Consider the following 21,910-nt stretch of genomic DNA (forward strand, 5'->3'; position numbering starts at 1 on the left):
AAGTGGAAGGCGCCGGTCCTAACAGACAGTCAGTTCCTCTCCTGCCTGCGCGGACTCCATCTGCCATGGTTCGAGGAGATTTGCTGATGCAACCAACAATGGTCTGCGTAACGTCTATCGGGTCCGAGCAGGGTTAAACACTGGGGAATGCAGATGAACCGGATCTACCGTCTTGTGGGCACATCTCTTATCTGCTTTGGGTTGTGCGCTTTCACCGGATGCGCCAGAATTTCGTCGGCCAGCACCGCGCCTACGCCGGGAGATGCATCCGCCGGCGTGTCGGTGGAGCCGCTGCAGCCAATGATTCTGAGCGAGTCGATGCCCGTTGTCGCCGACCAGGCCTGCGCCGGGAACGCTGCCGGACCTGCTGTTCCGCTCCCGCCGGGAACTACGGCTACGGCGGTAACGATCTGTTCGCAGGGGTCGGGATACCTGAGGGGAAGCGGGTACTGGGGTACTGTTGAAACCCGGGTCGTGCCTGCTGAGAACTTGTCCGCGTTTGTCGCCGCGCTGGCGACTCCGCTTCCCCCCTTCCCTCCCGGAGCTATGTGCGCCGGGGTCGGTTGGCTTTTTCCCACCATCAAGGTTTCCCTCGCAGACGAGACCACTACGTGGGCGGAGGTCCCTTCAGACGGTTGCTCACCGTCGCAGCCCGTGCTGCAGCAACTTGACGACTTCAATAACACCGTGACGCCAACGATTGCGCGGACCGTCCTGCAAACCTCCGAAAAAACCTTGCTCTCAGGCTGCACAGGGGCGAAGCCGCGGCATCCCACCCGAGCGCCTGCCGGGAACGCAGCCATGCCCGCGCTCGAGGGCCCGGAGTTTTCGGTCTGCGTATATACGACGGACGCCGCTATGAGTACCACTCTGAGTGCATCCGGCACTGTCGCTCCATTCGGCCTGGAAAAGCTGACCGCCGACCTGACCCCCGACCCGCCCACCGGGTGCGCTTGGCCCAACGGGTCGGATACCGACATTGGATCATTCCTGACGCTGGTACCCCGACCTGCGTTCCCGGATCCATTGACCCAAGCGGACCCACAGCCGCTGCTCAACATCGCCAGCATCGGCTGCCACGTCGTGATCGACGACGCCTGGGAAATCGTAGGGTGGATCGACGACCCGACGTATTTGGTACTGGTCACATCGGTCGGGTGACGGGCACCTTGCCAATCTCACTGGAGCATGGTGAGGGAACCTGGTTACCTATTCCGCCCGGCCGTTCAGGCCCTTGGCTGGCAGCTGGAATGGAAGTACCCCGTCTATCCCGATGGGGACTACTTCGCGTGCTTGACACCGGATCTCACCCAAGGCATCCGGTCGGCGCCCTCCCGGGCTTCCAGAGACATCGTCTTCGGCGTTCAGTAGGGCCTGGTCCGGGCGCGGCACCGCCGGCAGGATCGGCATCAGCAGCGATCGAATATTCACCCGTCCGCATGCCGACCATCTGCGCTGAGGTTGAGGGTGCCTCGATGTGGCTGCAGCGCGAAATCGAGGTCCACCCTCCTCGACCCGGTCGATCCCGACCAGTTCAGCGCGGGCGGCGCGGTCTTGGCCCGGCTACAGGACGCGCTGGCGGCATACCCCGACGCCGATTGTTTCGCTGGCGCGCCGCTCGGTTCTGCGGGCATCCGTTGCAACAAAGAAGATCGGTCACCAATAGTTGACTCCCGCAGACTTCAGTTCGCGAACAGCTTGGTTAGCTGGAACCCGTCGGCGGTGATCGTGCCGCTAGCTACGACCTGGGTGGCGTCGGGGTTCGGGTAGTACTTCAGCAGCAGCGGGAAGTACGAGGCGTTGTCAACGCCGATCAGCTTGGATGTCTCTCCCGTGTAGTAGGGGAACGTCTGGGGTTTCAGAGTCCACTCGGCTGCCTTCGCGAACGCTTCCTGCAGTAGCTTCCCGCCGGGGGTGGCCCACACGGGGTATCCTGCGTCGGCGAGCAGCTTCGCCGTCATGCTCGCCGGCAGCAGCGTGTAATGGGTGTAGTCGATGCCCTTGATGCCCGTGTCCGGGCCACCCCGGTAGTCACTGGTGTCGCTACGCTCGGCCTCCTGTGGCATCGACCCATCGGCCGTGACCTCACCCTGCAGGATCTGACCCCACCGGTTCTCCGCTGACATCAGTTGGCTGCTGTCAGCGGTGAACGTCGCGGCGCTGGCCACCATCAGCACCGCCCACATCCCGTGGTTGTTTGGGTTGCTGGTCTCGGCGTTGGGCAGCACCACCGACTGCAGGAACGACGTGAACGGAGCATCGTTCCAGCCGTTGACCGCGCGTACCCAGGACGCGGCGTGGATCATGTACGGCATGTCGAAGTTGACCGCGTCCTTGCCTTGCAGGGTCGGCACACTCCCCAGCGTCTTGGCCCACGCATCGATGATCAACTGGGCGTGCGTGGCGTACCTAGGGTCACCCGTGACCAGATAGCAGAGCCCATCTGCGTAGGCCATCTGCGCGTCCGAGGCAAGAGTGTTGGATTTCACCGAATATGAAGCTTCGATGGTTCACCGGTCTGAGGGGACTCGGCGGGAAGGCCTGTGGCTGCTCGAATTCGTCTTCTCGTATTCGCGATCATGGATCGAACGATATGAGCGCTGTTCCCGATCTCGGACTCGCTTGGTGAATTGGTGTTCCGGTCTGCTAGTGATCTCGGCGGGTGCCTACCTGCAGAAGGTAACGACCCCAAATCATGGCTTTGCGGTACGGCCCATCGCCGTCTCGATCTAATTCAGGCTCGTTAAACCTCACGAAGTATGTGAACTCGCCAGGCTGGGCCTTCGGGCTAGCAATGAGCTCAGGTGGGGCCGTGTCATCAATTACTCCGAAAAATTCACGGGCCCAAGGTCCACCCCACTCGGGGTCCTGAATCACTCTGACCGGTGTGCCTAACGCCATCGCCTCCGATGGCCATAGACGGTCAGCCAGTGAGTGGCCGAGGATCTGCTCCAACGCAGCCCGGTCAGCTAGAGTCTTGCTCCGCGTCTTATCCGTTGAATCTGGGTCATCCACTAGGTAATTATGCCCAGCTATCACGTTGACGATCAGGGCGACTTCAACGGGCGCCGCTACGACCACAAGAAATAGGCCTTTCTCAACCTTTTGGCTCGTCGTTGTAGAAATCAAGCATCCGTTCTTCGGGAACAGCTAGGAGTCGGCCCATCAGAGCGCGGCTGACCTCGACAGCGTGCTCAGCGGCGTATGAACCGGCGTAACACCACCACCGAGCCCTGTACCCCAGGGCTGAGAGCTCCCACAGCTCATTCGAACGCGACTCAAGAATGCCCAGCAGCGTTTCTAGCTGAGTTGACAGTTCGACGTCGTCCTCGGGCTCCCCCGTGGGCAGAGACCAACTCGAACTGCGGGCAGTTTGCCTGGTGGTAGTCGGCTCACCCGACTCGCGGCTCTTAGTCGGAGCTATCCCATGAGCTCTGCTCACCCGATCAGCGGCGAGAGACGTTTGATCGCCGAAGATTTGATAAGTTACTCTCGTCCGCATTGGTGCCCATCTCGTGGCCGCTGTGTTTGTCTCCAGGCTCGCCGCTGGCGTGCCAACACAATGGCCACTACTACACACGTCGACAATACGAGCCCGACGGGCCGTCCCCCTCTGCACAAGCACAGTTTCGGCACAGCCACTGTTCCGGAAAAGGCCTGCATCACAACACTTGTCGGAGGCTGAGCGATGGTGATTGATCGGCAACGGGTTCCCGGTGCTTTACCGGTAGGAAAAGTCTGGACCCGCGATGAGGTTTCAGCTCAGCTTGCCAAGGCTGGTCTGCGTCGTGATTACGTGGTTCCGGTTCCGGTTTCTTTCGCTGATCTGGATCCGGTTGCAGCCCGCGGGCGGCAGAAACAGCGTCGTTGGATTGGCGTCGTGATGCTCGTTCTGGCATGCGCAGCATTGCTTGTCATCCTGCGCCCGGGTGGCGCGGGTTGGTCTGCACTCGTTGCGCCGCTTGGGTTCGGGGCGGTATGCGGCTCCCTGTCTTACTATTCGCAGCGTGAGCGAATCGCGTCGGCGGTGGCGCAGAACTCGCAAGCAGAGGGTTTCGTGCGGGCTCTGACGAATGCATCCACACAGCTCCGAGGGGTACGTCAGCGCTGGCTGGCTTTCAACGACCTCGGCGACGCAATCGTGGCGACTCAAGAGGAGCGATGGGGTTATCAGGGCGCCGCCCCGGTGCTGGAGGTCCCCTGGGATAGTGAATCTGGACCAATCGTATCGGTAATGGGAAAGTCAGGTCGCTTCAGGAGCCTTGTGACGCTGACGTTTGAAGACGGATCTACGGTGCGTCTTGATCTGGGGCGACGCAACAGCACTGCACTAACTGACTCGATAGGAAAACCGCGGTAGCTGTCCTCACCGGCGAGGCTGCCGAAGCGTTCGCTGATCGGGCTAAGGCCCTGCTGGTCACCACCCCATCGCCACGATGTCCGCGCCCGCCGGGTCTCATCAATGAAGAACGTCCGGAAGGACGTCTGGGGTAACCCAAGAACTCTCGGCTCCATCCTGGGCAACCGGGGACCTCCGCTCCACACCCAATCCTGGGCAGTCAACCCGCCCATGGTGAGGGGCCTTGCACCACTGGCTGTCGTCCCCACGGCTGAGGATGTGTCATTCCGGGTCGCTTCGTCAGGACGGCCTTGTCACATGCAGCTGCAGTCCGGGCGGGCCTCCTGCACGATCAGCAACTGTGCGCGGGTGACGTCGTCGCAGGACCACCCCACAGCCCGACATCCGCCTCAGCCTTGATTCTGGCGACCTCTGGGAGGAGCAGGTCACCCATCCCGGACCTGGGGGAACACGCACGCGTCGCTCGCCCGGCGCACAGCACGGCATCGGCGTGCACCACTTGCCTAACGGCACCGTCTCTGCGGCTTGCAAGGTTTCAAAGGATGGGAGCGCTGCCACTAAGAAACTCCTCGGGATCTGTCAGCTCTGAGCGTCCTCGCGCAGCTGGTCCGTCATGACGCGAAGCGACTTCGTGAGATCGGAAGGCTCTCGCAGCGACCGGCGAGCGTCACCGACCGCTCGCCGAGTGGCATCCCGCGCATCGCCGCGGTCGATGAGCGCAAGCGCAGGCGTGGTGGCGTCGGCGAGCGCGTCAGCCCAGTCCGCAGGTCGGACCTTCGTTCGCGAGACACGACGGAGCGCCCGAAATGCCGGAGCTACCTGCTCCACCAGCGCGACGGCGTCCACGAATTCCGCTGCGGTTCGAGAGGTAGGCGCCAGCTCGAGCGCGCGGGAGAGGGCGGCGAGAGCATCCGCGAGGCGCCTGCGCAGCACCGCGCGCGACCGGACAGGAAATACGAGCCACGCGGAGGCAACAGCGAGCGCCGCACCGATCACGATTTCTTCCAGGCGCGGTAGCAAGATGAGCGTGGCCGAAGTCCCTGCATACCCCTGTAGGAGTGCGAGCGCGAGCGTCACAAACAGCGCCCACCAGGCATAGCTGAGCGGGCGGAACCAGATTCCGAAAAAGACGGCTACCAGGATCAGCGCGACAGTGGCCGCGTCGTGTTTGCCCAGGTGGACGGCGAAGAGCAGCGCGATGGTTGTGCCCGCAGCAGCACCGCCGATGCGGAGCACGCTCTTGTACGCAACATCTAGCCTGCCTCGGTTGCCGGTGCCAACGATGAAGGCGGTGAGAACTATCCATGCCCACCGCTCCGGGAAGAGGAGATATCCGAGCACGAACGAGGCGATCAGCGCGGCAGCCATTTGCAGCGCCATCCGCGTGCTGGCGACGGGCCTGAGCGAACTCTGCTCAGGTGCTGATGCGGCGGGTACTTCGGGCTTCGCCTGCGGCGAAGGCGGCAGGATCCGCGTCCACCGCCCGATCTGATGAAACACCGTCACCCACACCAGCGCGAGCACAGCGATGATCAGCGGTATTAGGAGTTCCGGTACCGCAGTGGGACTGGGAGTCGGGACCCGCGGTGTCACCAGGATCGCGACAAACGGTAGGCCGATCAACGAGCCGACGCGGCTGGCGGTTGCCCCAAAACGCCGGACCCAAATCGAGACGAACATCCCGATGATGAAGGCAGCAGCGCCGAGCCATCGCGTGTGGGCGAGTAGGAAACTGACGCCAAACGCGGCCAGACCGACCGGCGGCAGCACGAAGAATGACTCGAGGCGTCCCCGCAGGTCGCGGTCTAAGTGAGTGCGCGAAAGCGACATGCACAGCACCACAGCCAGTACAGCGGACCCAGGTTGCGGATCGATCGCGCTCGCGCAGAACAAAGTCGCGAGAGCGGCGAGCATCGTCACCACTGCTTCTGCGAGTGAACGGACGATGCGCGCGCGGGTCACGCGATCATTCTGCCCGCGCCGGCAGCGCAACGGCGGCGTGGGGGAGAGGGAGGGGAAACGGCGGTCCGTGTGGGAACAGCGAGCAGCAGGATCGGCCATCTCGTTTGCACGGCCCACTGGGTCAAGTGATGTCCGATGTGATGAGATATGTCCGATACTCAAGCGGTGATGCATTCCTGTGTGGTCTTAATAGCTGGCGCTGAGCTTGCAGCCCAGAGAGCTGTACGGGGTCCCCGGGGCGACCTCGGCATCGCAGATGTCCGGCTCGAAGAGAGAAGAATGCGGCGATGACTGTTTTCCTACCGCGCGAGATGGAGCCCGGGAATGACGTCGTGGATTTCCTCGCGCTGGACGAAAGCGCCGACCTGACGACGTGCGACAGGGAGCCGATTCACCTGCCGGGAGCGATTCAGCCCCACGGTGTGCTGTTGGCCGTCAGCGAAGCTGACTTCACCGTCCGCCAGGCGAGCGCGAACACGATGACGCACATCGGAATCGAAGCGCGCACCTTGATCGGGGAGCACTTGTCCCGGGCGCTTGGCGCTGAACCGGTCGAACGGCTGCGCGCAGCGCTGGCACACCCTCGCGCCGATGGAAGCGATCCGCTCGTGGTCCACATGCCATCCGGCGGCGCTTTCGAGGTGACCTGGCATCGGGTCCAACGGATCGTCATCGTTGAGCTAGAGCCTGCAGACCAAGCGGCTTCCGTAGCGATGTCGACGCTGTTCGAGGACGTGCGGCATGCGCTGGAAGCGTTGCAGAGCTCCCATGGTGTCCAGCAGTTGTGTGAATCCGCGGCGCGGGAGATCAAGCTCCTCACAGGCTACGACCGCGTCATGGTCTATCGCTTCCATTCCGACGAGCACGGCGAAGTGGTTGCCGAGGAGCGCGAGCCCGGCCTGGAGCCCTTCCTCGGTTTGCACTACCCCGCGTCCGATATCCCGCGTCAGGCGCGCAAGCTTTACCTCCTCAACCACTTGCGCGTCATTGTCGACGTCGACTATCAGCCGGTCCCGCTGCTCGGCCGCGCACAGGACGCCGATGCCGCGCCGCTGGATTTGAGCCTCGCCGGGTTGCGCAGCGTCTCGCCATTCCATCTGGCCTACCTGCGCAACATGGGCGTACGGGCCACACTGACCATCTCGCTGCTCCGCGGCACCCGGTTGTGGGGGATGATCGCCTGCCACCACCATCAACCCAAGCGGATTGGTGCGCAGCAACGCGCCGCAGGTCGGTTGCTGGGGAAGATGTTCTCGCTACTCGCCGTGGCCGAGGAGAGCCACGAACGGGATCGTGAGCAAATGCGCCTCACGCAGCTTCAGTCCCGGCTGGTAACCCACATGTCCGGCAGCGACAGCCTGGCTGATGCGCTCATCGACGGAGCGGTCTGCCCGCTGGACCTGACCGCGGCAGACGGCTTAGTCGCCCGGATAGACGGACGAACTGTCACTCTGGGCGCCGTACCGCCGGCCGAATCAGTCGACGTGCTGCTGGCTCGCCTCCGCTCGCGCGATGATGACGCGGACTACTTCGTCAGCGACGCCCTGCACGGGGAGATTCCGGATTTGGCGCCCTACCCAGAGCTCGCCGCAGGCGTGCTGGCAGTGCCACTATCTGCGGGCTACCAAGACTTCGTCATGTGGTTTCGCGGTGAACTGAGACACACCACGACCTGGGGTGGAAACCCGGACAAGCCGATGGTCGGCGATCCCACCGCGGCGCCCGACCAGGCCGGGTTAGCGCGACTCGGCCCTCGTGAGTCGTTCGCTGCTTGGACGCAGGAGGTTCGCGGCCGCTGCGGCCCCTGGCGCAAAGCGGAGATAGCAACGGCGCGAACTTTTGGGCGGGCAGTCCCAGAGTTATTGCTGGCCAGCGCCCGCGACCGGCTCGCGCACTTTGCGCTGCACGACGAGCTGACCGGCCTGCCCAACCGTGCCCTGTTGACCAACCGCCTGGAGCAGGCCCTCGCTCGGCCGCGTGAACAGGGTGAACAGGTCGCGCTGCTATTCGTCGACCTCGACCACTTTAAGCTGGTGAACGACTCGCTCGGGCACGCCACCGGCGACTCCCTCCTGCGCCAAGCTGCGCAGAGGCTGGGCGCAGCCACCCGTGGCACGGACACTGTCGCCCGCATCGGGGGTGACGAGTTCGTCGTGCTCTGCGAGAGCATCAGCGGCCCCTTGGCCGAGCAGCTTGCCGAACGCGTAGTTCTCGCTTTCCGCGTTCCGTTTTCGCTCGCTGGCACCGAAGCACTGATCACCGCAAGTGTGGGGGTCGCCGTTGCTGATTCGGATACAACGCCGGCTGAATTACTGCGAGACGCCGACACGGCGATGTACCGCGCGAAAAATGCTGGCCGCAATGCTGCCGCCGCCTTCACACCCGAGCTACGCGCCATCAACCTGCGACGTGTGGAGATCGAGACCCGACTGCGGCCAGCGCTGGAACGCGGTGAGCTGGAATTACACTTCCAGCCTATTCACACGATCGCGGGGGAGCTCTGCGGATTCGAAGCACTGTCCCGGTGGCCACTTGCCGGACGCGGTCTGGTCCCCCCCTCTGAGTTCATCCCGGTCGCTGAGGCTACGGGGCTCCTGAGTACCCTCACCGACTGGGCGCTGGACACCGGGCTCGCCGCGCTTGCTCGTTGGCGGGCGCTCCGCCCGGACCTCGATCTCACTCTCTCCGTCAACATCGCGCCCACTCGGGGCACCACTACCTACCTGCAACAAGCGATCGCCTCAGCGCTCGCCCGGCACCACATCCCCGCCCACGCACTGTGTTTGGAAATTACGGAGAGTGCCCTGATTGTCGACGATGCCCCCGCCCGGCATTTCTTCATGGCACTGCGCGATCTCGGAGTCCGACTTTCGATCGATGATTTTGGCACCGGCTATTCATCCTTCGCCTACCTCACCCAGCTGCCCGTCGATGAAGTCAAGATCGATCAGACATTCATCAGTGCGCTTGCCGACCGCACCGCGTCCGCCACCGTGGTGGCTTCCATTGTGGGTTTAGCTCACCAGCTCGGGCTGCAAGCGCTCGCCGAGGGCGTCGAGACCGCCGAGCAGCTCGCGGCAGTCCGCCGCTTGGGCTGCGACCTGGTGCAGGGCTATCTGTTGGGACGCCCGATGCCAGCCCAGGAAGTAGATCGCCTGATCGGCCGCGAGGCTTTCGCCGACGCGGACTGAGATCGTTTCGTTCTTGCCTCAGCCCTCGAGCAGGCCGAATTGTTCCGCCCGCTCTAGTCCCGGGGGCAGTGGTGCGGGGCCGAGTAGATCCGAAAAGGTCGTGGGAGCAGCCGATTTACTGACAGCCGGATCGTATATTCCTGGTATGTACGTTTCAATGTCGCGACTTCGCGTTGATGCCGACCGTTCCAACGAGTTGGTTGCTGCTTTCGCCGACCGCATGACCCTGGTGGACTCGCATGAGGGTTTCATCGACTTGCAGGTATGGCGATCAGACAGCGACCACACCGAAGTCATCATGGTCAGCCGATGGCGCGACCGGGAGACCTTTAAGGCCTACATGCGAAGTAGCGACCATCGCGCTTCGCACGACAGGTTAGATCCGTCGCTGCGGTCGGCCATCAAGATGGAGAAATTGGAGCACCTGCACAGCACCTATGACGTGGTTTCTGACTGACGGCGCGGGACCGATCAGCCCGGGACTGCCATCGCGGCGTCTGAATCAGCGGGGGAGCTGGTTTCGGCGGCGCCGTTTCTGCTCGTACATTGCGGCGTCGGCGTCGCGCCATGCTCCGGGGAATCCGGAGATAATGGTGAAGGGGGCGTGCCCGATGGATCCGGGTGTGCCAGCCTGGGACAGATGCTGGGACAACCGATCGACGAGATGCTCGGCCTGCGCGGAGGCGACCTGAACGGCCGATGCGCCACCGAACCCCGAATGGGTTTCTGAGAGGTGTTCGCGACAGTGAATATCTCGGATGGTAGCTCGGCAGCGACCACAATGAGCCTGAACTCAGACAGGGAGGCCCACTCCCCCCCACCAGAAACCGGTTGTACTATCAGCCGGTGAATTTGCTCCCCAGCCTGCCGTTCTGGGCGGATCTGTTGATCTTCATCGCGAGCGCTGCCGTCATCTGGGTAGCGGGGAGCTCGCTGGCCAACTACACGGACATCTTGTCCGATCGGTTGCATCTGGGACAGGCCCTGGGCGGACTGATACTGCTTGCAGTTGCCACGAATCTTCCAGAAATAGCGATCACTTATAGCGCGGCGTCCAGCGGCCACCTGGACGTTGCAGTCAGCAACATCCTGGGCGGCATCGCCATCCAGACGGTCGTCCTCGTGGCTCTGGACGCCTTCGGTGTGCGAGAAAGACGCCCGCTGACCTACCAAGCCGCGAGCTTGGTGCTGGTGATCGAGGGCGCTGTTGTCCTCGCCGTTCTGGTTGTAGTAGTGATGGGTACTCAATTGCCTGAAAACCTGGTCTTCGCCCGGCTCAGCCCGGATGTCGTCCTTATCGCCGTGGTGTGGGTGGCCGGGTTGCTCCTGACGCAGCGGGCGGCCAAAAAGCTGCCGTGGACAGACAGCGGGGAAGCCCCCGACTCCCAACCGAAACCGCGCGGCCACTCCCAGAAGACCCGCGCTGTCGAAGCCACCCGCCGCGGCGTGAGCACTGCCCGCGCGGTATTGATCTTCTCTGCGGCCGCCGCCGCGACACTGGTGGCCGGCGCACTGGCCGAAGAGAGCGGGACCGCCGCCGCAGACCACATCGGTCTGTCCGGAGTGTTGTTCGGGGCGACGGTCCTGGCCGCAGCAACGTCTCTGCCGGAGCTGTCGTCGGGCCTGACCTCGGTCAAGCAGGGCGATTACAAGCTGGCATTCGGCGACATCTTCGGTGGCAACGCGTTTCTGCCGGTCCTCTTCCTGCTCGCCGCAGTGGTATCGGGCCAGGCGGTCCTACCGAACGCCCACGCCTCCGACATCTATCTCACTGGCCTGGGCGGCCTGTTGACAATCGTCTATATGGCCGGTTTGTTGTTCCGACCCGCCAAGCAGCACGCCCGCCTGGGTATCGACAGCATCGCGGTGCTCGTCTTGTACGTCATCGGAGTTGTCGGCCTGGTAGCTCTGCCGCAGTAGTCCACCTGTCGGACCTTGAGGATTGTGAAGCAGCCTGGCCACTAGCGATATTTACCGATCCAGGCCCGACCGGATTGCCCACGACCGGATTGCCCACGACCGTTGCGCCGCCCGTGGACAGCGGTCGGCCCTGCTCCGAATTCGTCGGCCAAGTCGTGAAGTTGAGATGCACAAAGCCTCAATGAGGATTAGAAGGAACGAATTCTCGCGCAATAGTCGATGGGATTTTCCTCACCCCGGTGTAGCGGTCACCCTGAATTGTTGTATATTCCTTGCGATATCTAGAAATGAGCCGTTGAAGGCTTCATAAGGTTTTTATCTGGGGGGGGGGGGGTGTGGAATGCAGAGTTTTATCATCTTTGTCCTAATTGCGTCGATTGTTGCATTTATCCTGTTCAAGGGTGGGGAAACGCTGCGTTTCGAAACTCGTGCGAGCGCACGACAAATATTGATGCAGGCTAATTCCGAGGTGGGAACCAAGAAGAGGTGGACAATAGTGGCTCATCTCGTCAGTGCTAGTCAGAGCTAGCGGCGCTTTTCGGTTGGCACCACTGGGGATTTTTATTGGTTGATTGGTTCTCATTCTCGCCGTCGGCCTGGCTAAGATCTGAGGATCATAAGTTGCTGTGAGTGATGAGAGAGAAGGGGCGGTTCCTCTAGTGCAGAGAAACACCCGCCTAGAGTGTCTCAAAATCTCGGCAGGCATGTGGACGAATGTACGGCGCAACAATTCGAAGTGGTAGCCTCGCCCCTGGCGTGGCTTTGAAGGTCTCACTCCCATACCCTGAAAGGCTGAACATGGCTCGTTTGAATGCTGCCCCCGGAGAAAACAATGTGGTTACAGAAAGGTTCAGTCCTTCTCTGCTCTTATTTTGGCTTCGCACGGAGGTGAGTGTGTCAAGTATGCGCATTGTCGGTAGCTCACCGAACACGGTACTTGGACTAATTCCATTGGGGTCCGACGACTTTCAAGTGCCTCTAAATAACGTGGCTAATGTTGGCGTCAACTCGCGATGGAGTATTTTTCGAGCACTGTTTGGAATTATTTTCATGGTAGCAGGACTGCAGATCGGCGATGCGGGATTAATCCTTGCTCTCTTAGGCTTGAGTATGCTGCTAAATTCGGCAAGCGCTGCTTTGACTATTGATAATAATGGTGGTGGTAGGTCGACTGTCACAGTTTCGTTTCTGGAAAAGAAAAAGTTAGAGAAGTTTCGCGAAACGGTCAATCAGCGACTATTCAACGACCACCAGCTGGGGCGTCACGAGGACGTCATGAAAATTCAGCACAGTCAGCTCATGATGCAAACCATGCAACTCGAGGCTCAACTGCGTGCTGCTCCGCAGTCGGGGAGCTATGTCCCGGCAGGTTTGAGCCATCAGTCGCCTCAAGCTAATCCGAGTAACCAAGTGTTCCAAGGAGCCGACGCAGAAACCTCACCGCCCGTTCCATCTGCGCAGTCGGGAATGTGGGCCAAAGACCCCGCCGAACGATACGAAATGCGTTATTTTGATGGTTCGAAGTGGACTCATCACGTATCGACCAATGGCAGTACTAGTATCGACCCACTATAGCCCCCGGTGGTGCTCAGGTCAGGAATGCCACGGGTTATTCGGAGGCAACGGAACACCACATGGCAGTGAAGCGGACAACTCATCCACCGTTTTGTTGGAGAACGTGGAGCCTCCGGACTTCATAAACTTTGGCAATCCTGGTCAATGGTTCTGTGGCCGATCACACCGCGTTCGGGGAAACGATCGCGGTGTGATCGGCTACGGTGACGGTTCGACTCAGGAATGTGGCGGTGCGCGCTCTGCGGCGGATGGCTCCGTACGTTATTTGCGGTATCCATGGGGAGTCGACGGTGGAAAACTTGAATACATCCCACATTATCTTTTTGGACGGCAGAGGTGATGAGGGTATCGAAAAGGGCGCGAGATCCGCCAAGCCAACCTGGGCGGCTGTCTATCCAGGCTCCGGCATGCACCGGTATTAGTCGAACGGGCGGTGCCATGGCTGTATTAGGTAGGTGTCGCGCGGAGGGTCGATAAGTGGCGTAAGAAAAAGGATAGCGGGTGACGAGAATCAAACTCGCGCTATCAGCTTGGGAAGCTGAAGTTCTGCCACTGAAATACACCCGCATGGTGTGCAACATCGGTGACTATTCCTGCAGTGGCCCGCCGGGAGTGTTGCCGCGGAAAGGGGCTCTTCGCAAAGCAGGGTGTAGGTGGGGCGGGTCGGTGCTGGGGTGAGGACATGGCTGACTCTACTTTAGTTGACCCCGATCTGACTAAGTTTTGCCGGCTCGATGAGCTTGGTTTGCGGGTGGTACGCCAGTTCGTGGAACCCGACCGGGCGATCCTTGCGAGGCAAACTCGCCGGACGTTCCCTCAGGACGGCGATTGCGGGCGGATACGGCGTGGTAACCGTAGAGCAATCAGCACCAACGCAAATGCCGCCAACATGGTCGGCACCGATTTCGGGAAGTCCACACTCCGGCCAGCAGTGGCTGACGACCGATAGTCCAGCGCAACTTGAGTCCGACCGCTCCATGCCCCACACCGGGATGGACACCACACCTTCAGCAGATTATGCGGGCATGGCAGCGCCGGCGGCATCGTCAGGGGTGTGGCAACCGGGTTGGTATCCCGATAGTGAAAATTCCGGCTATCAAAGATATTTCGATGGTTCACAATGGACTGAGCACCGATCTCCCGTTCAGTAACGTGCGGCAGTTAGGTCCCACCTAGTGGGCGCGCCACGACTCCTGCAGCTTCCCGGTTCTGTGCCGCCGCCGAAGGGATGCCAGGCCGCTGGAGGGGCGGGTCGGATCTGACCCCCTGCTTCGGTCTTGTGGACCGTCATCAATCTCGCCTCCGGCGCCTGACCATCGCCCACGCTGGTTAACTGGAAACATGCCGGCGAAGACGACGTACCTTCAACAGACGGATTCGCTCGCCCTGAAGTTTTCCAAAGCTCCGCAGAAACCGGTGCGCATCGAGCGCGTCATTTGTATGACACCCGAGTTCGGGGCCTACCTCTACACCGCCGTGGGTGGTGCGTGGCAGTGGACAGAGCGGCAAAGCTGGACCGACGATAAGTGGCGCGATTGGTATGGCATGCCCGGGTCCGAGACATGGGTCGCCTACGCCGACGGTGCCCCGACCGGATTCCTGGAGTTGGCGCCGCAGCCCTGCGACGGCGGCACACTCGTAGAGATCGCCAACTTCGGTCTGGTGCCAGGGTTTATCGGCCAAGGAATCGGCGGACATCTACTGTCAGTGGGAATCCACAAAGCGTGGTCATTTCGCCGCCGCTGGCCCGAATTCCCTGCGGTGCAACGGGTGTGGCTGCACACCAGCACTGACGACAGCCCCGTCGCGCTGCCAAACTTCGAGGCCCGCGGGTTTCAGATCTACCACACCGAAGAACCGGGGCGCGGCCGCTAATGTTCGGCTGCGACACTGGGCTCGCACTGAAAACAGAGCGGCATCGGGGAGAGCGCGGATGACGAAGAACGACCGCCCCGTTCCGCCGCCACCGGGGCTGGCTCTTGCTGGGATTGTTCTTGGCCTGTTCCTCCTGGGGTTTTTCGGTATGCAACTGGTCCGCTCCACGCCGACCCAGTGGTCGGCCCTGGCGGGCATTGTCTTCGGCGTGGTGCTGATCGTCGTGGCACTGCGGCGCATTGTTGCCAGGCACCCGCGGCGGTAGGAACCCGGTCCGAAGTAGGACGCCACGGAAGCACCAGGGGCCAGACGAGATAAAGGAGTGGATCATGGTTATTGCATTCATCGCGAAGAGAGCTATCGGGGCAGCGCTCACGGGCGCCGTCGGTCTTGCTCTTGTCGAAGCTGCCAAGGGCGCGAATGTGGGCGCGATCGCCAAGCAAGCCGCGGTGGGCGTCACAGAGGCAGGGCTGCGGGGCTACAAGTTCGCCGAGGCCGGGGTCGAGAAGGTATGGGCCACAGCGACGGACGTGTTCCACGAGGCGAAGCAGAACACTGATGACGCCGGGACAGCAGGTGCACCCGAAGACCGTGCTGGTGCGGCCGCCGGCGATCAGCCAGTCGTCATTCCCGTCGTTGTTGCTGGGCCGGATGTTGTTGCTGGGCCGGATGTTGTTGCTGGGCCGGCGTCTACTCGCGAAGATAACGCCAACGAGAACTGAACCGAAAGCCGATTTTCGGTCCTGCTGATTCAGGGACTGGGGAGGTTTACTAGGATACAGTGACGACTTAGATTCCACAATCGATGGGTGCGTAATGAGCGCAGAATCAGCACTTGCCGGTGGCCCGCGATCGAAAGACACCGGGCCACCTGCTGTCCGATTGTCCGGCGTGCACAAGCACTTTGGCCAAGTCCACGCGGTCCGTGGCATCGATCTCGAGGTCCCCTCCGGTCAGATCGTGGCAGTTCTAGGCCCGAACGGGGCGGGAAAGACGACGACGATCGACATGATCCTGGGTTTGTCGCAGCCGAGCCAAGGCGAGATTTCGGTCTACGGTATGGAACCGCAGCAAGCCATCGCCAAAGGGCTGGTATCTGCTGTGATGCAGACCGGGGGACTGCTGAAAGATCTCACGGTCGCCGAGACCGCCCGCTACATGGCGAGCCTGTTTACCCACTCCAGGCCGGTAGCAGAGGTGCTCGAACGGGCCGGCATCGAGGGGATCGGCGACCGGAAGGTAGGCAAGTGCTCCGGGGGTGAACAGCAGCGGTTGCGGTTTGCGCTGGCGCTGCTGTCCGATCCGGAGTTGTTGATCCTGGACGAGCCCACCACGGGGATGGATGTGGAGGGCCGCCGCGATTTCTGGGCCGCCATCCGGCAGGACGCCGCGCAGGGCCGCACCGTCTTATTCGCGACCCACTACTTGGAGGAAGCGGACGCCTACGCCGAACGCATTGTGTTGGTGCGTCATGGGGAGGTAGTCGCCGACGGCACCGCCGCGCAGATCAAAGCACTGGCATCCGGCCGGATCGTCCGGGCGACACTGCCGGCAGCTGACGCCGACAAACTCCGCGCGATCCCCGGCGTGGAGCGGGTGGAGATCAACGCGAATACCGTGCTGGTCCACTCGAGCGACTCCGACGCGGTGGCCCGCTACCTGTTGAACAACACCCCGGCGCGCGATGTAGAGATCACCGCGCAGGGTCTGGAGGAGGCATTTATCGCGCTCACCGGCGATGCCGGGGCGGACCGTGGTGACCGGGAAGTTCAGCCGAAGGTGGCCTCATGACCAGAGATGACGCTTTGTCGCCCACGATCGCCGCCCGGCGCCCGCCAGGGATGGGTGGGTTCAACTTGACCGTTCTCGGCCTGGAGGTGCGGAGGCTCCTGCGCAACCCGCGGACGCTGATCTTCTCGATGGTGCTGCCCGTGGTCTTCTTCTTGATTTTCGGGCTGAACAGCGACTACGCGAGTCTGAGCAGCGGCAAAGGCAACGTCTCGGCGTTCGTCATGATCAGCATGGCGCTGTACGGCGCGGTGTTGGCGACGACCAGCGGTGGGACCATGGTGTCGATCGAGCGAGCAGCGGGCTGGAGCAGATCCCTTCGACTCACGCCGCTTTCGCCGGCGGCGTATGTGGTGATCAAGATGCTGACAGCGTTGGTGCTCGGCGCCGGTTCGGTGATTGCCGTGTACGCGGTGGGCGCGATCACCAGGACGCCTTCGATGCCCTTGTACCTCTGGGTGCTCACGGGCCTCGCCGTGTGGGCGGGCTCGCTGGTGTTCGCGGCATTCGGACTGTTTATGGGATACCTGCTGCCGACCGAGAACGTCATGCAAATCCTGTCGTTCGCGTTGGTGCTGTTCGCCTTTGGCGGCGGACTGTTCATCCCGTTGAGCCAGATGAGCCAGACCTTCCAAGACATCGCCAGCTACACGCCGCTCTACGGGCTCAACGAGTTGGTGCACGCGCCGCTGGTTGGCGAGGCTCCGAGCTTGGGCGCCGTCGTCAACGTGCTGGCCTGGCTGGCGATCTTCACGGGCGGAGCAGTCTGGCGGTTCCGGCGCGACACGGTTCGGGTGTAGCTGGCTATCCGGGGACGCAGGAGCTGAGTTTTCACGGATGTGGGACCATTTACCCGCTCAGCGCGGGTAAATGGTCCCACATCCTGAAATCGGAGCCGGCTCCAGAACCACGGGGCCCAAATCCACCACCACCCCTAAGCCGCAGCACCCTTCTTGCGAGTGCTGAAGCGGCGCAACACCACCGTGAGGAACGCGTACAGCGTCGCGGTCCGCGGCCACTGGGTGACAACCTTCCCCGATGCAGACTGGAAGTAGTTGTCGGTGGCGGTGAAAGCGGTGCCAATCATCTTTTTCTGCAACCACTCGTTGTAGCGGCGCGTCACGCTGGCACTGACTTCAATTTCCCGAACTCCCGGCTTGCGCAGCCGAGCGATCTCCTTGGCCGCGAAGGCCGCCTGACGTTCCAGGTTGGGAATGATGAAGCCGCCGTTGGTGTTTGGCCCGTACAATATGAAGAAGTTGGGGAACCCGGGCACGGTGATGCCGAGGAATGCCGACGGCTCCCCGTCCCAGAATTCGTGCAGGTCGATGCCGCCGCGGCCTTCGACTTTGAGACCGTTGAGGTAGCTGGCGGCCTGGAAGCCGGTGGCCATTACGAGGACGTCCACGGGGCGCTCTTCGCCCGTGGAGTCGACGACACCGGTTTTGGTGCAGCTCACCACGGGGAACGGGACCAGGTCCACGTCATCGCGCAGCAGGCTTTGATAGAACGCGCTGCTCAACACGGCTCGCTTGCCGCCGAATGGGTAGTTCGGGGTTACCAGCTCCTTGAGGTCGGGGCGGGTGGCAAACACTTCGTCAATCGTCGCCAACGCGGTGGCGTGAGCGCGCTTGTTCGCCGGCGTGCCGGGCCGGAAGAAGGCTCCGCGGAACTCACGCCGCTCCTGACGGAAGTACAGGCGGAGACGGTTGAGGCGCCAGAAGGCTGGCAACCGGTAGATGCGCCGCTCCAGATCCGTGAGGTCGCGGTCGCCCTTGGGCAGCAGCCACCCCGGTTGACGCTGGAAGACGTACACCTGGTCGGCGTGGCCAGCCAGCGTAGAAACGACCTGGGTGGCGCTCGAACCGGTGCCCATCACGGCGACTCGCTTGCCGGGGAAGGTCAAATTGTCGTCCCACGTAGCGGTGTGCACCGCGACGCCGGCGAAGTCGTCAAGGCCGGGCAGGTCGGGCAGACGCGGCGCACTGAACATCCCCACGGCGCTGATCACGGCCTCGAACTGGTGAACCTCCCCGGCGTGCGTGGTGACCACATAGTGCTGCCGCTGCTCGTTCCACACCACGGACTCGATGCTCTGCTTGAGCGAGAAGTGCGGACGCAGCCCGAAGCGGTCGACCACGTGCTCCATGTAATCGCGCAATTCGGAGTGGCCGACGTGGGTGCGGGACCAGTCGTACCGCGCGAAGGAGTAGCAATACATGTGCGAGGCCGCGTCGGTCTCGGCGCCCGGATACCGGTTATCCCACCAGGTGCCACCGATACCAGCGGACCGTTCGAAGATGACGAAATCTTCCTGGCCGCTTTGCTTCAGTTTCACCGCGGCAGCAATCCCGCCAAAACCACCCCCGATGATGGCGACTCGGATCGCGCGTTTGCCGACTTTATGGGCGGGTGGCTCTGCGGCAACGCGAGCATTGGCATTCGAGGGTGAAGAGGTGTTCACGACTTGCCTTTCCAGATCAGAAGCGGCGTGATTGTCGCCGCGGCGACCATAACGACGGGAAGCAGTGCTGCGAAGGAGTTGGCGTGGAACGCGAGTAGCGCTCCGGTCCCGGCTCCGACGATCAAACCAAGCAGAATGGTGATGCTGTGACCGACTTCGCGGACCGGCTCCCGCAACACCAACCGGGAAACCACGGTTGTGAGAGTTCCGGTCAAATAAGTAGTGGAAAGGCCCGAAACGCCGAACTTCTGCATCCCACTGCTCTGCAAGCCCAACGCCAGCGCGTTCGCGCCCAGCATGGCCAGTTTCACCCCGTTCGACCGGTCGGGGCCGCTGATCAACCAGACGATAAGGACAGCGACCACCAGCGCGAGTTCCACGGCCAAGACGCGCCGGATTTCCGTCGGCCAGATGCTGTCGGTGGGCTTCGGCTTACCCACGATGCGGGCCCCGGCGGCGCATCCACACATGAAGCACACCAGGGACAACAGGACGGTAATCGCCAGCGCGCCGTTGGCTTCAGCGGCGGAAATACCGATCAACACCATGTTGCCCGTCATGACGCTGCTGAAAGCGCCGCCGAGGGCGATGAAGCCGATGGCGTCGATGGCGCCGCTGTTCACCGCCAGTAGGACGATCAGCAGCTGACGCACCCAGCGCGTGCTGTCCTCGTGGGTCTGCGCAGCGGACAGCCGGCCGGGCCTAGCGCCTTGGGATGCCGCGCCCTGGGATGCCGCGCCTTGGGATGCCGCGCCTTGGGATGCCGCGCCCCGCGCCGAGGCAGGCCGGCTCACCCCACACTCCAGCCGCCGTCAACGGTGATGTCTTGGCCGGTGACGTAGGCGCTGAGGTCGCTTGCCAGATACAGGAACGTATCGGCCACGTCGCCCGGGCTTCCGAGCCGGCCCACTGGGATGCGGCTCGTGAAGATGTCGCGCTCATGCTCGGGGGTGGTCGAGTTGTCGCGTGCCCGATCGTCAAATAGTTGGCTGAGCATGTCGGAGTCGATCTGGCCGGGGCACACCACGTTGACCCGGATACCTGCGGGCGCCAGCTCGGCGGCCATGCTCTGCGCCAATCCGATCAGGCCGAACTTCGAGGCCGAATAGGCGCCGTTGCCGCGGCCGCCCCTCTTGCCAAACAGCGATGACGTGAAGATGATGCTGCCCGGGCGGTTCGCTTGGACCATCGCCTGGCCGAAAACTTTGGCCGTGAGGAACGACCCGGTCAGGTTGATCCGCAAAACCCTGTCGAACTCTTCAACCGTGATGTCGAGGGCGTCCTTTAACACCAGGATGCCCGCGTTGGGGACCACGATGTCGGATGTCCCCAAGGTTTCCTGCACGAGGGCCAAGGCTCGCTGCATGCTTTTCTCGTCCGAAACATCCGCTGCAATCCCGATGGTGCGTGCGCCCGTGCGCCGCGAGATGCTCTCTGCTGCAGCGGTTGTCCGGTCCTGATTCAGGTCGATCAGAGCGAGGGAGGCGCTCTGTTCTGCATACCGGTTCGCGATGGCGAGCCCGATTCCGGAGGCCGCTCCGGTGATGACGGCGATGCGACCGGCCAATAGGTTTGCCGAAGGGGCGCTCATGACGCGGTACCGGCGGCCAAGACGGCGGCGTAGTTCTCGGGGTCGGTAGCGCCTTCGGTGTTGATCAACAGCACGCGGCTCTCGCCCGTCAATCCAGCGGCAGCGGCGGCGGCCGGATCGCGGGACAACGCCAGCAGGCCAGCCAGTGACGCGGCGCCCGATTCCCCGGACTCGATGCCGATATCGGCGAACAGCCGCATGGCCTCGCTGGCTTCGTCGTCGCTGACGCCGACGAAGGTGTCGGAACCGGCCGCGATAATCGGCCAGACCAGCTCGGACGGCAGCCCGCAGTTGAGCCCCGCCATGGTCGACAGGTGCGGGCCGGGGACCATCGTCATTGCGCCAGCTTCCGCGGATGCCATCAGGCAATTGGCCGACTGGGGTTCCACAATTGCGGTGCGAACGAATTCGGCATCGCCGCGCTCGGAACGGTAGTGGCGCAGGCCCGCGGCGGCGAAGGCGCCGACCCCTGCTTGCAAGGCGATGAAGTTCGGGTCTTGCTCGCCCTGACGGGCCAGCTCGTCATCCACCTCAAAGAACATCGTGGAGTACCCGTCGACCACGGCACGGGGGGTGGCCTCGTAACCGGGCCACGAGGTGTCCGAGACGACCAGCGTGTTATCGCCGGCAAGTAAGGCGGCGGCTGCGACGGCGTCGTCATAGGTGCCTGCGACCACTTCGACCTCAGCTCCTTCGCTGGCGATCGCGCTGATGCGGGCGGCGGCGGTTCCTTCCGGCACCAGGATCTTGCACGTCAAGCCGAGAAGGCGGGCCATCCGGGCGACTCCGCGTCCGTGGTTTCCGTCGGTGGCCGCAGCCAATCCCAATCCGGGCCGTGACGCGAGCAGGGATCGCAGTTGCGCGACGTCGAGTGTCTCAGATTCGGGGTCGAGCCAGTGGGTGCGGATCGATTCGAGTGTGGCCCAAGAGGCTCCGAGGATCTTGAATGACGGCAATTCCATGCGGCTGGACTCGTCCTTGACCCACACACGCGCGACGCCGAGCCGGGAGGCGATGCTGGGGCAATCGTGCAGCGGGGTGGCTTCATACCCGGGGAGGGTTTGGTGAGTCGTCATCGGGCGTCGCGACTCCGGTGAGAAGCCGGCCAACGGTACGACGGGGACAGCTGCGGGATTGTGGAACACCTGCGAAGAGTGAGTTGCTTGAGACATGAGGGAATCTTC

At 62.6% G+C, this 21,910-nt stretch carries 21 protein-coding genes and 1 tRNA gene; 13 read left to right on the plus strand and 9 right to left on the minus strand.

What is annotated here, in order from left to right; translation table 11 throughout:
* Window positions 1-153: 153 nt before the first annotated feature.
* Both EH165_RS00585 and EH165_RS00590 read left to right on the plus strand, forming a co-directional pair.
* A complete protein-coding gene (locus EH165_RS00585) occupies window positions 154-1,161 on the plus strand; it encodes a hypothetical protein (RefSeq protein ID WP_124797571.1) in 1,008 nt (335 codons plus the stop codon).
* Between the two features lie 27 nt (window positions 1,162-1,188).
* On the plus strand, window positions 1,189-1,371 hold the full coding sequence (locus EH165_RS00590) for a DUF2716 domain-containing protein (protein WP_124797572.1): 183 nt from the start codon (window positions 1,189-1,191) through the stop codon (window positions 1,369-1,371).
* A gap of 311 nt (window positions 1,372-1,682) precedes the next feature.
* Here the strand turns inward: EH165_RS00590 and EH165_RS00595 are convergent, their stop codons facing one another.
* The 3 genes from EH165_RS00595 to EH165_RS00605 all read right to left on the minus strand — a co-directional run bounded on the left by EH165_RS00595 (window position 1,683) and on the right by EH165_RS00605 (window position 3,502).
* The gene (locus EH165_RS00595) at window positions 1,683-2,489 is read right to left on the minus strand and encodes an alginate lyase family protein (protein WP_124797573.1); all 807 of its coding nucleotides are present in this window, start codon (window positions 2,487-2,489) and stop codon (window positions 1,683-1,685) included.
* A gap of 157 nt (window positions 2,490-2,646) precedes the next feature.
* The gene (locus tag EH165_RS00600; protein ID WP_206426029.1) at window positions 2,647-3,129 is read right to left on the minus strand and encodes a hypothetical protein; all 483 of its coding nucleotides are present in this window, start codon (window positions 3,127-3,129) and stop codon (window positions 2,647-2,649) included.
* Entirely contained in the window at window positions 3,098-3,502 is a 405-nt protein-coding gene (locus EH165_RS00605; protein ID WP_124797574.1) for a DUF4279 domain-containing protein, read from the minus strand. Before EH165_RS00605 ends, EH165_RS00600 begins: the two co-directional genes overlap by 32 nt.
* Window positions 3,503-3,688: 186 nt before the next feature.
* Here EH165_RS00605 and EH165_RS00610 point away from each other — a divergent pair, with 186 nt between their 5' ends.
* Window positions 3,689-4,360, plus strand: a complete 672-nt coding sequence (locus tag EH165_RS00610; RefSeq protein WP_124797575.1) for a hypothetical protein — start codon at window positions 3,689-3,691, stop codon at window positions 4,358-4,360.
* Window positions 4,361-4,939: 579 nt separating this feature from the next.
* Here EH165_RS00610 and EH165_RS00615 read toward each other — a convergent pair.
* Window positions 4,940-6,322 (minus strand): FUSC family protein, encoded by a 1,383-nt coding sequence (locus tag EH165_RS00615; RefSeq protein ID WP_164479036.1) that lies wholly within the window; start codon window positions 6,320-6,322, stop codon window positions 4,940-4,942.
* Window positions 6,323-6,609: 287 nt separating this feature from the next.
* Between EH165_RS00615 and EH165_RS00620 the strand changes: the two genes are divergently transcribed.
* The 4 genes from EH165_RS00620 (at window position 6,610) to EH165_RS00635 (ending at window position 13,008) form a co-directional block, all read left to right on the plus strand.
* The gene (locus EH165_RS00620; protein WP_124797577.1) at window positions 6,610-9,513 is read left to right on the plus strand and encodes a bifunctional diguanylate cyclase/phosphodiesterase; all 2,904 of its coding nucleotides are present in this window, start codon (window positions 6,610-6,612) and stop codon (window positions 9,511-9,513) included.
* A gap of 145 nt (window positions 9,514-9,658) precedes the next feature.
* Window positions 9,659-9,970: an antibiotic biosynthesis monooxygenase family protein gene (locus EH165_RS00625; protein ID WP_124797578.1), complete on the plus strand. Its 312-nt coding sequence runs from the start codon at window positions 9,659-9,661 to the stop codon at window positions 9,968-9,970.
* Window positions 9,971-10,365: 395 nt separating this feature from the next.
* Window positions 10,366-11,433 carry a sodium:calcium antiporter gene (locus EH165_RS00630; RefSeq protein ID WP_124800208.1) on the plus strand — a complete coding sequence of 356 codons (1,068 nt, stop codon included), beginning with the start codon at window positions 10,366-10,368 and terminating at the stop codon, window positions 11,431-11,433.
* Window positions 11,434-12,327: 894 nt separating this feature from the next.
* Complete coding sequence (locus tag EH165_RS00635) at window positions 12,328-13,008, plus strand: DUF2510 domain-containing protein (RefSeq protein ID WP_164479037.1); 681 nt, start codon at window positions 12,328-12,330, stop codon at window positions 13,006-13,008.
* 496 nt (window positions 13,009-13,504) lie between these two features.
* Here EH165_RS00635 and EH165_RS00640 read toward each other — a convergent pair.
* Window positions 13,505-13,575 (minus strand) — tRNA-Gly (locus EH165_RS00640).
* Window positions 13,576-14,033: 458 nt separating this feature from the next.
* On the opposite strand from EH165_RS00640, the gene EH165_RS16705 reads away from it, so the two are divergent.
* The 6 genes from EH165_RS16705 to EH165_RS00670 all read left to right on the plus strand — a co-directional run bounded on the left by EH165_RS16705 (window position 14,034) and on the right by EH165_RS00670 (window position 17,471).
* Window positions 14,034-14,159: a DUF2510 domain-containing protein gene (locus EH165_RS16705; protein WP_422392165.1), complete on the plus strand. Its 126-nt coding sequence runs from the start codon at window positions 14,034-14,036 to the stop codon at window positions 14,157-14,159.
* Window positions 14,160-14,349: 190 nt separating this feature from the next.
* Window positions 14,350-14,883, plus strand: a complete 534-nt coding sequence (locus tag EH165_RS00650; RefSeq protein WP_124797581.1) for a GNAT family N-acetyltransferase — start codon at window positions 14,350-14,352, stop codon at window positions 14,881-14,883.
* Window positions 14,884-14,941: 58 nt separating this feature from the next.
* Complete coding sequence (locus EH165_RS00655) at window positions 14,942-15,148, plus strand: hypothetical protein (RefSeq protein WP_124797582.1); 207 nt, start codon at window positions 14,942-14,944, stop codon at window positions 15,146-15,148.
* 64 nt (window positions 15,149-15,212) lie between these two features.
* The gene (locus EH165_RS00660; protein WP_124797583.1) at window positions 15,213-15,605 is read left to right on the plus strand and encodes a DUF1490 family protein; all 393 of its coding nucleotides are present in this window, start codon (window positions 15,213-15,215) and stop codon (window positions 15,603-15,605) included.
* A 94-nt stretch (window positions 15,606-15,699) separates the two neighbouring features.
* Window positions 15,700-16,674, plus strand: coding sequence for an ABC transporter ATP-binding protein (locus EH165_RS00665; protein ID WP_124797584.1), 975 nt, complete (start codon window positions 15,700-15,702; stop codon window positions 16,672-16,674).
* Window positions 16,671-17,471 carry an ABC transporter permease gene (locus EH165_RS00670; RefSeq protein ID WP_206426031.1) on the plus strand — a complete coding sequence of 267 codons (801 nt, stop codon included), beginning with the start codon at window positions 16,671-16,673 and terminating at the stop codon, window positions 17,469-17,471. The genes EH165_RS00665 and EH165_RS00670 overlap by 4 nt, the downstream gene beginning before the upstream one ends.
* Window positions 17,472-17,605: 134 nt before the next feature.
* Here the strand turns inward: EH165_RS00670 and EH165_RS00675 are convergent, their stop codons facing one another.
* The 4 genes from EH165_RS00675 to EH165_RS00690 are packed head-to-tail and all read right to left on the minus strand — an operon-like array spanning window position 17,606 to window position 21,898.
* Window positions 17,606-19,135: a flavin-containing monooxygenase gene (locus tag EH165_RS00675; protein ID WP_164479039.1), complete on the minus strand. Its 1,530-nt coding sequence runs from the start codon at window positions 19,133-19,135 to the stop codon at window positions 17,606-17,608.
* Window positions 19,132-19,929, minus strand: a complete 798-nt coding sequence (locus tag EH165_RS00680) for a YoaK family protein (RefSeq protein WP_164479040.1) — start codon at window positions 19,927-19,929, stop codon at window positions 19,132-19,134. The genes EH165_RS00675 and EH165_RS00680 overlap by 4 nt, the downstream gene beginning before the upstream one ends.
* Window positions 19,926-20,726: an SDR family NAD(P)-dependent oxidoreductase gene (locus EH165_RS00685; RefSeq protein ID WP_124797587.1), complete on the minus strand. Its 801-nt coding sequence runs from the start codon at window positions 20,724-20,726 to the stop codon at window positions 19,926-19,928. The genes EH165_RS00680 and EH165_RS00685 overlap by 4 nt, the downstream gene beginning before the upstream one ends.
* A complete protein-coding gene (locus EH165_RS00690) occupies window positions 20,723-21,898 on the minus strand; it encodes a diaminopropionate ammonia-lyase (RefSeq protein ID WP_124797588.1) in 1,176 nt (391 codons plus the stop codon). The genes EH165_RS00685 and EH165_RS00690 overlap by 4 nt, the downstream gene beginning before the upstream one ends.
* Window positions 21,899-21,910: the final 12 nt, after the last annotated feature.

The sequence above is a fragment of the Nakamurella antarctica genome (genome assembly GCF_003860405.1).
In the GTDB taxonomy this organism is placed as follows: domain Bacteria; phylum Actinomycetota; class Actinomycetes; order Mycobacteriales; family Nakamurellaceae; genus Nakamurella; species Nakamurella antarctica.

Coding starts and splice junctions, on each gene's coding strand:
- EH165_RS00660 (WP_124797583.1), top strand. CDS start 15,213: ATGGTTATTGCATTCATCGCGAAGAGAGCTATCGGGGCAGCGCTCACG.
- EH165_RS00620 (WP_124797577.1), top strand. CDS start 6,610: ATGACTGTTTTCCTACCGCGCGAGATGGAGCCCGGGAATGACGTCGTG.
- EH165_RS00690 (WP_124797588.1), bottom strand. CDS start 21,898: ATGTCTCAAGCAACTCACTCTTCGCAGGTGTTCCACAATCCCGCAGCT.
- EH165_RS00605 (WP_124797574.1), bottom strand. CDS start 3,502: ATGCGGACGAGAGTAACTTATCAAATCTTCGGCGATCAAACGTCTCTC.
- EH165_RS00650 (WP_124797581.1), top strand. CDS start 14,350: ATGCCGGCGAAGACGACGTACCTTCAACAGACGGATTCGCTCGCCCTG.
- EH165_RS00610 (WP_124797575.1), top strand. CDS start 3,689: ATGGTGATTGATCGGCAACGGGTTCCCGGTGCTTTACCGGTAGGAAAA.
- EH165_RS00625 (WP_124797578.1), top strand. CDS start 9,659: ATGTACGTTTCAATGTCGCGACTTCGCGTTGATGCCGACCGTTCCAAC.
- EH165_RS00655 (WP_124797582.1), top strand. CDS start 14,942: ATGACGAAGAACGACCGCCCCGTTCCGCCGCCACCGGGGCTGGCTCTT.
- EH165_RS16705 (WP_422392165.1), top strand. CDS start 14,034: ATGGCAGCGCCGGCGGCATCGTCAGGGGTGTGGCAACCGGGTTGGTAT.
- EH165_RS00585 (WP_124797571.1), top strand. CDS start 154: ATGAACCGGATCTACCGTCTTGTGGGCACATCTCTTATCTGCTTTGGG.
- EH165_RS00590 (WP_124797572.1), top strand. CDS start 1,189: ATGGTGAGGGAACCTGGTTACCTATTCCGCCCGGCCGTTCAGGCCCTT.
- EH165_RS00665 (WP_124797584.1), top strand. CDS start 15,700: ATGAGCGCAGAATCAGCACTTGCCGGTGGCCCGCGATCGAAAGACACC.
- EH165_RS00670 (WP_206426031.1), top strand. CDS start 16,671: ATGACCAGAGATGACGCTTTGTCGCCCACGATCGCCGCCCGGCGCCCG.
- EH165_RS00685 (WP_124797587.1), bottom strand. CDS start 20,726: ATGAGCGCCCCTTCGGCAAACCTATTGGCCGGTCGCATCGCCGTCATC.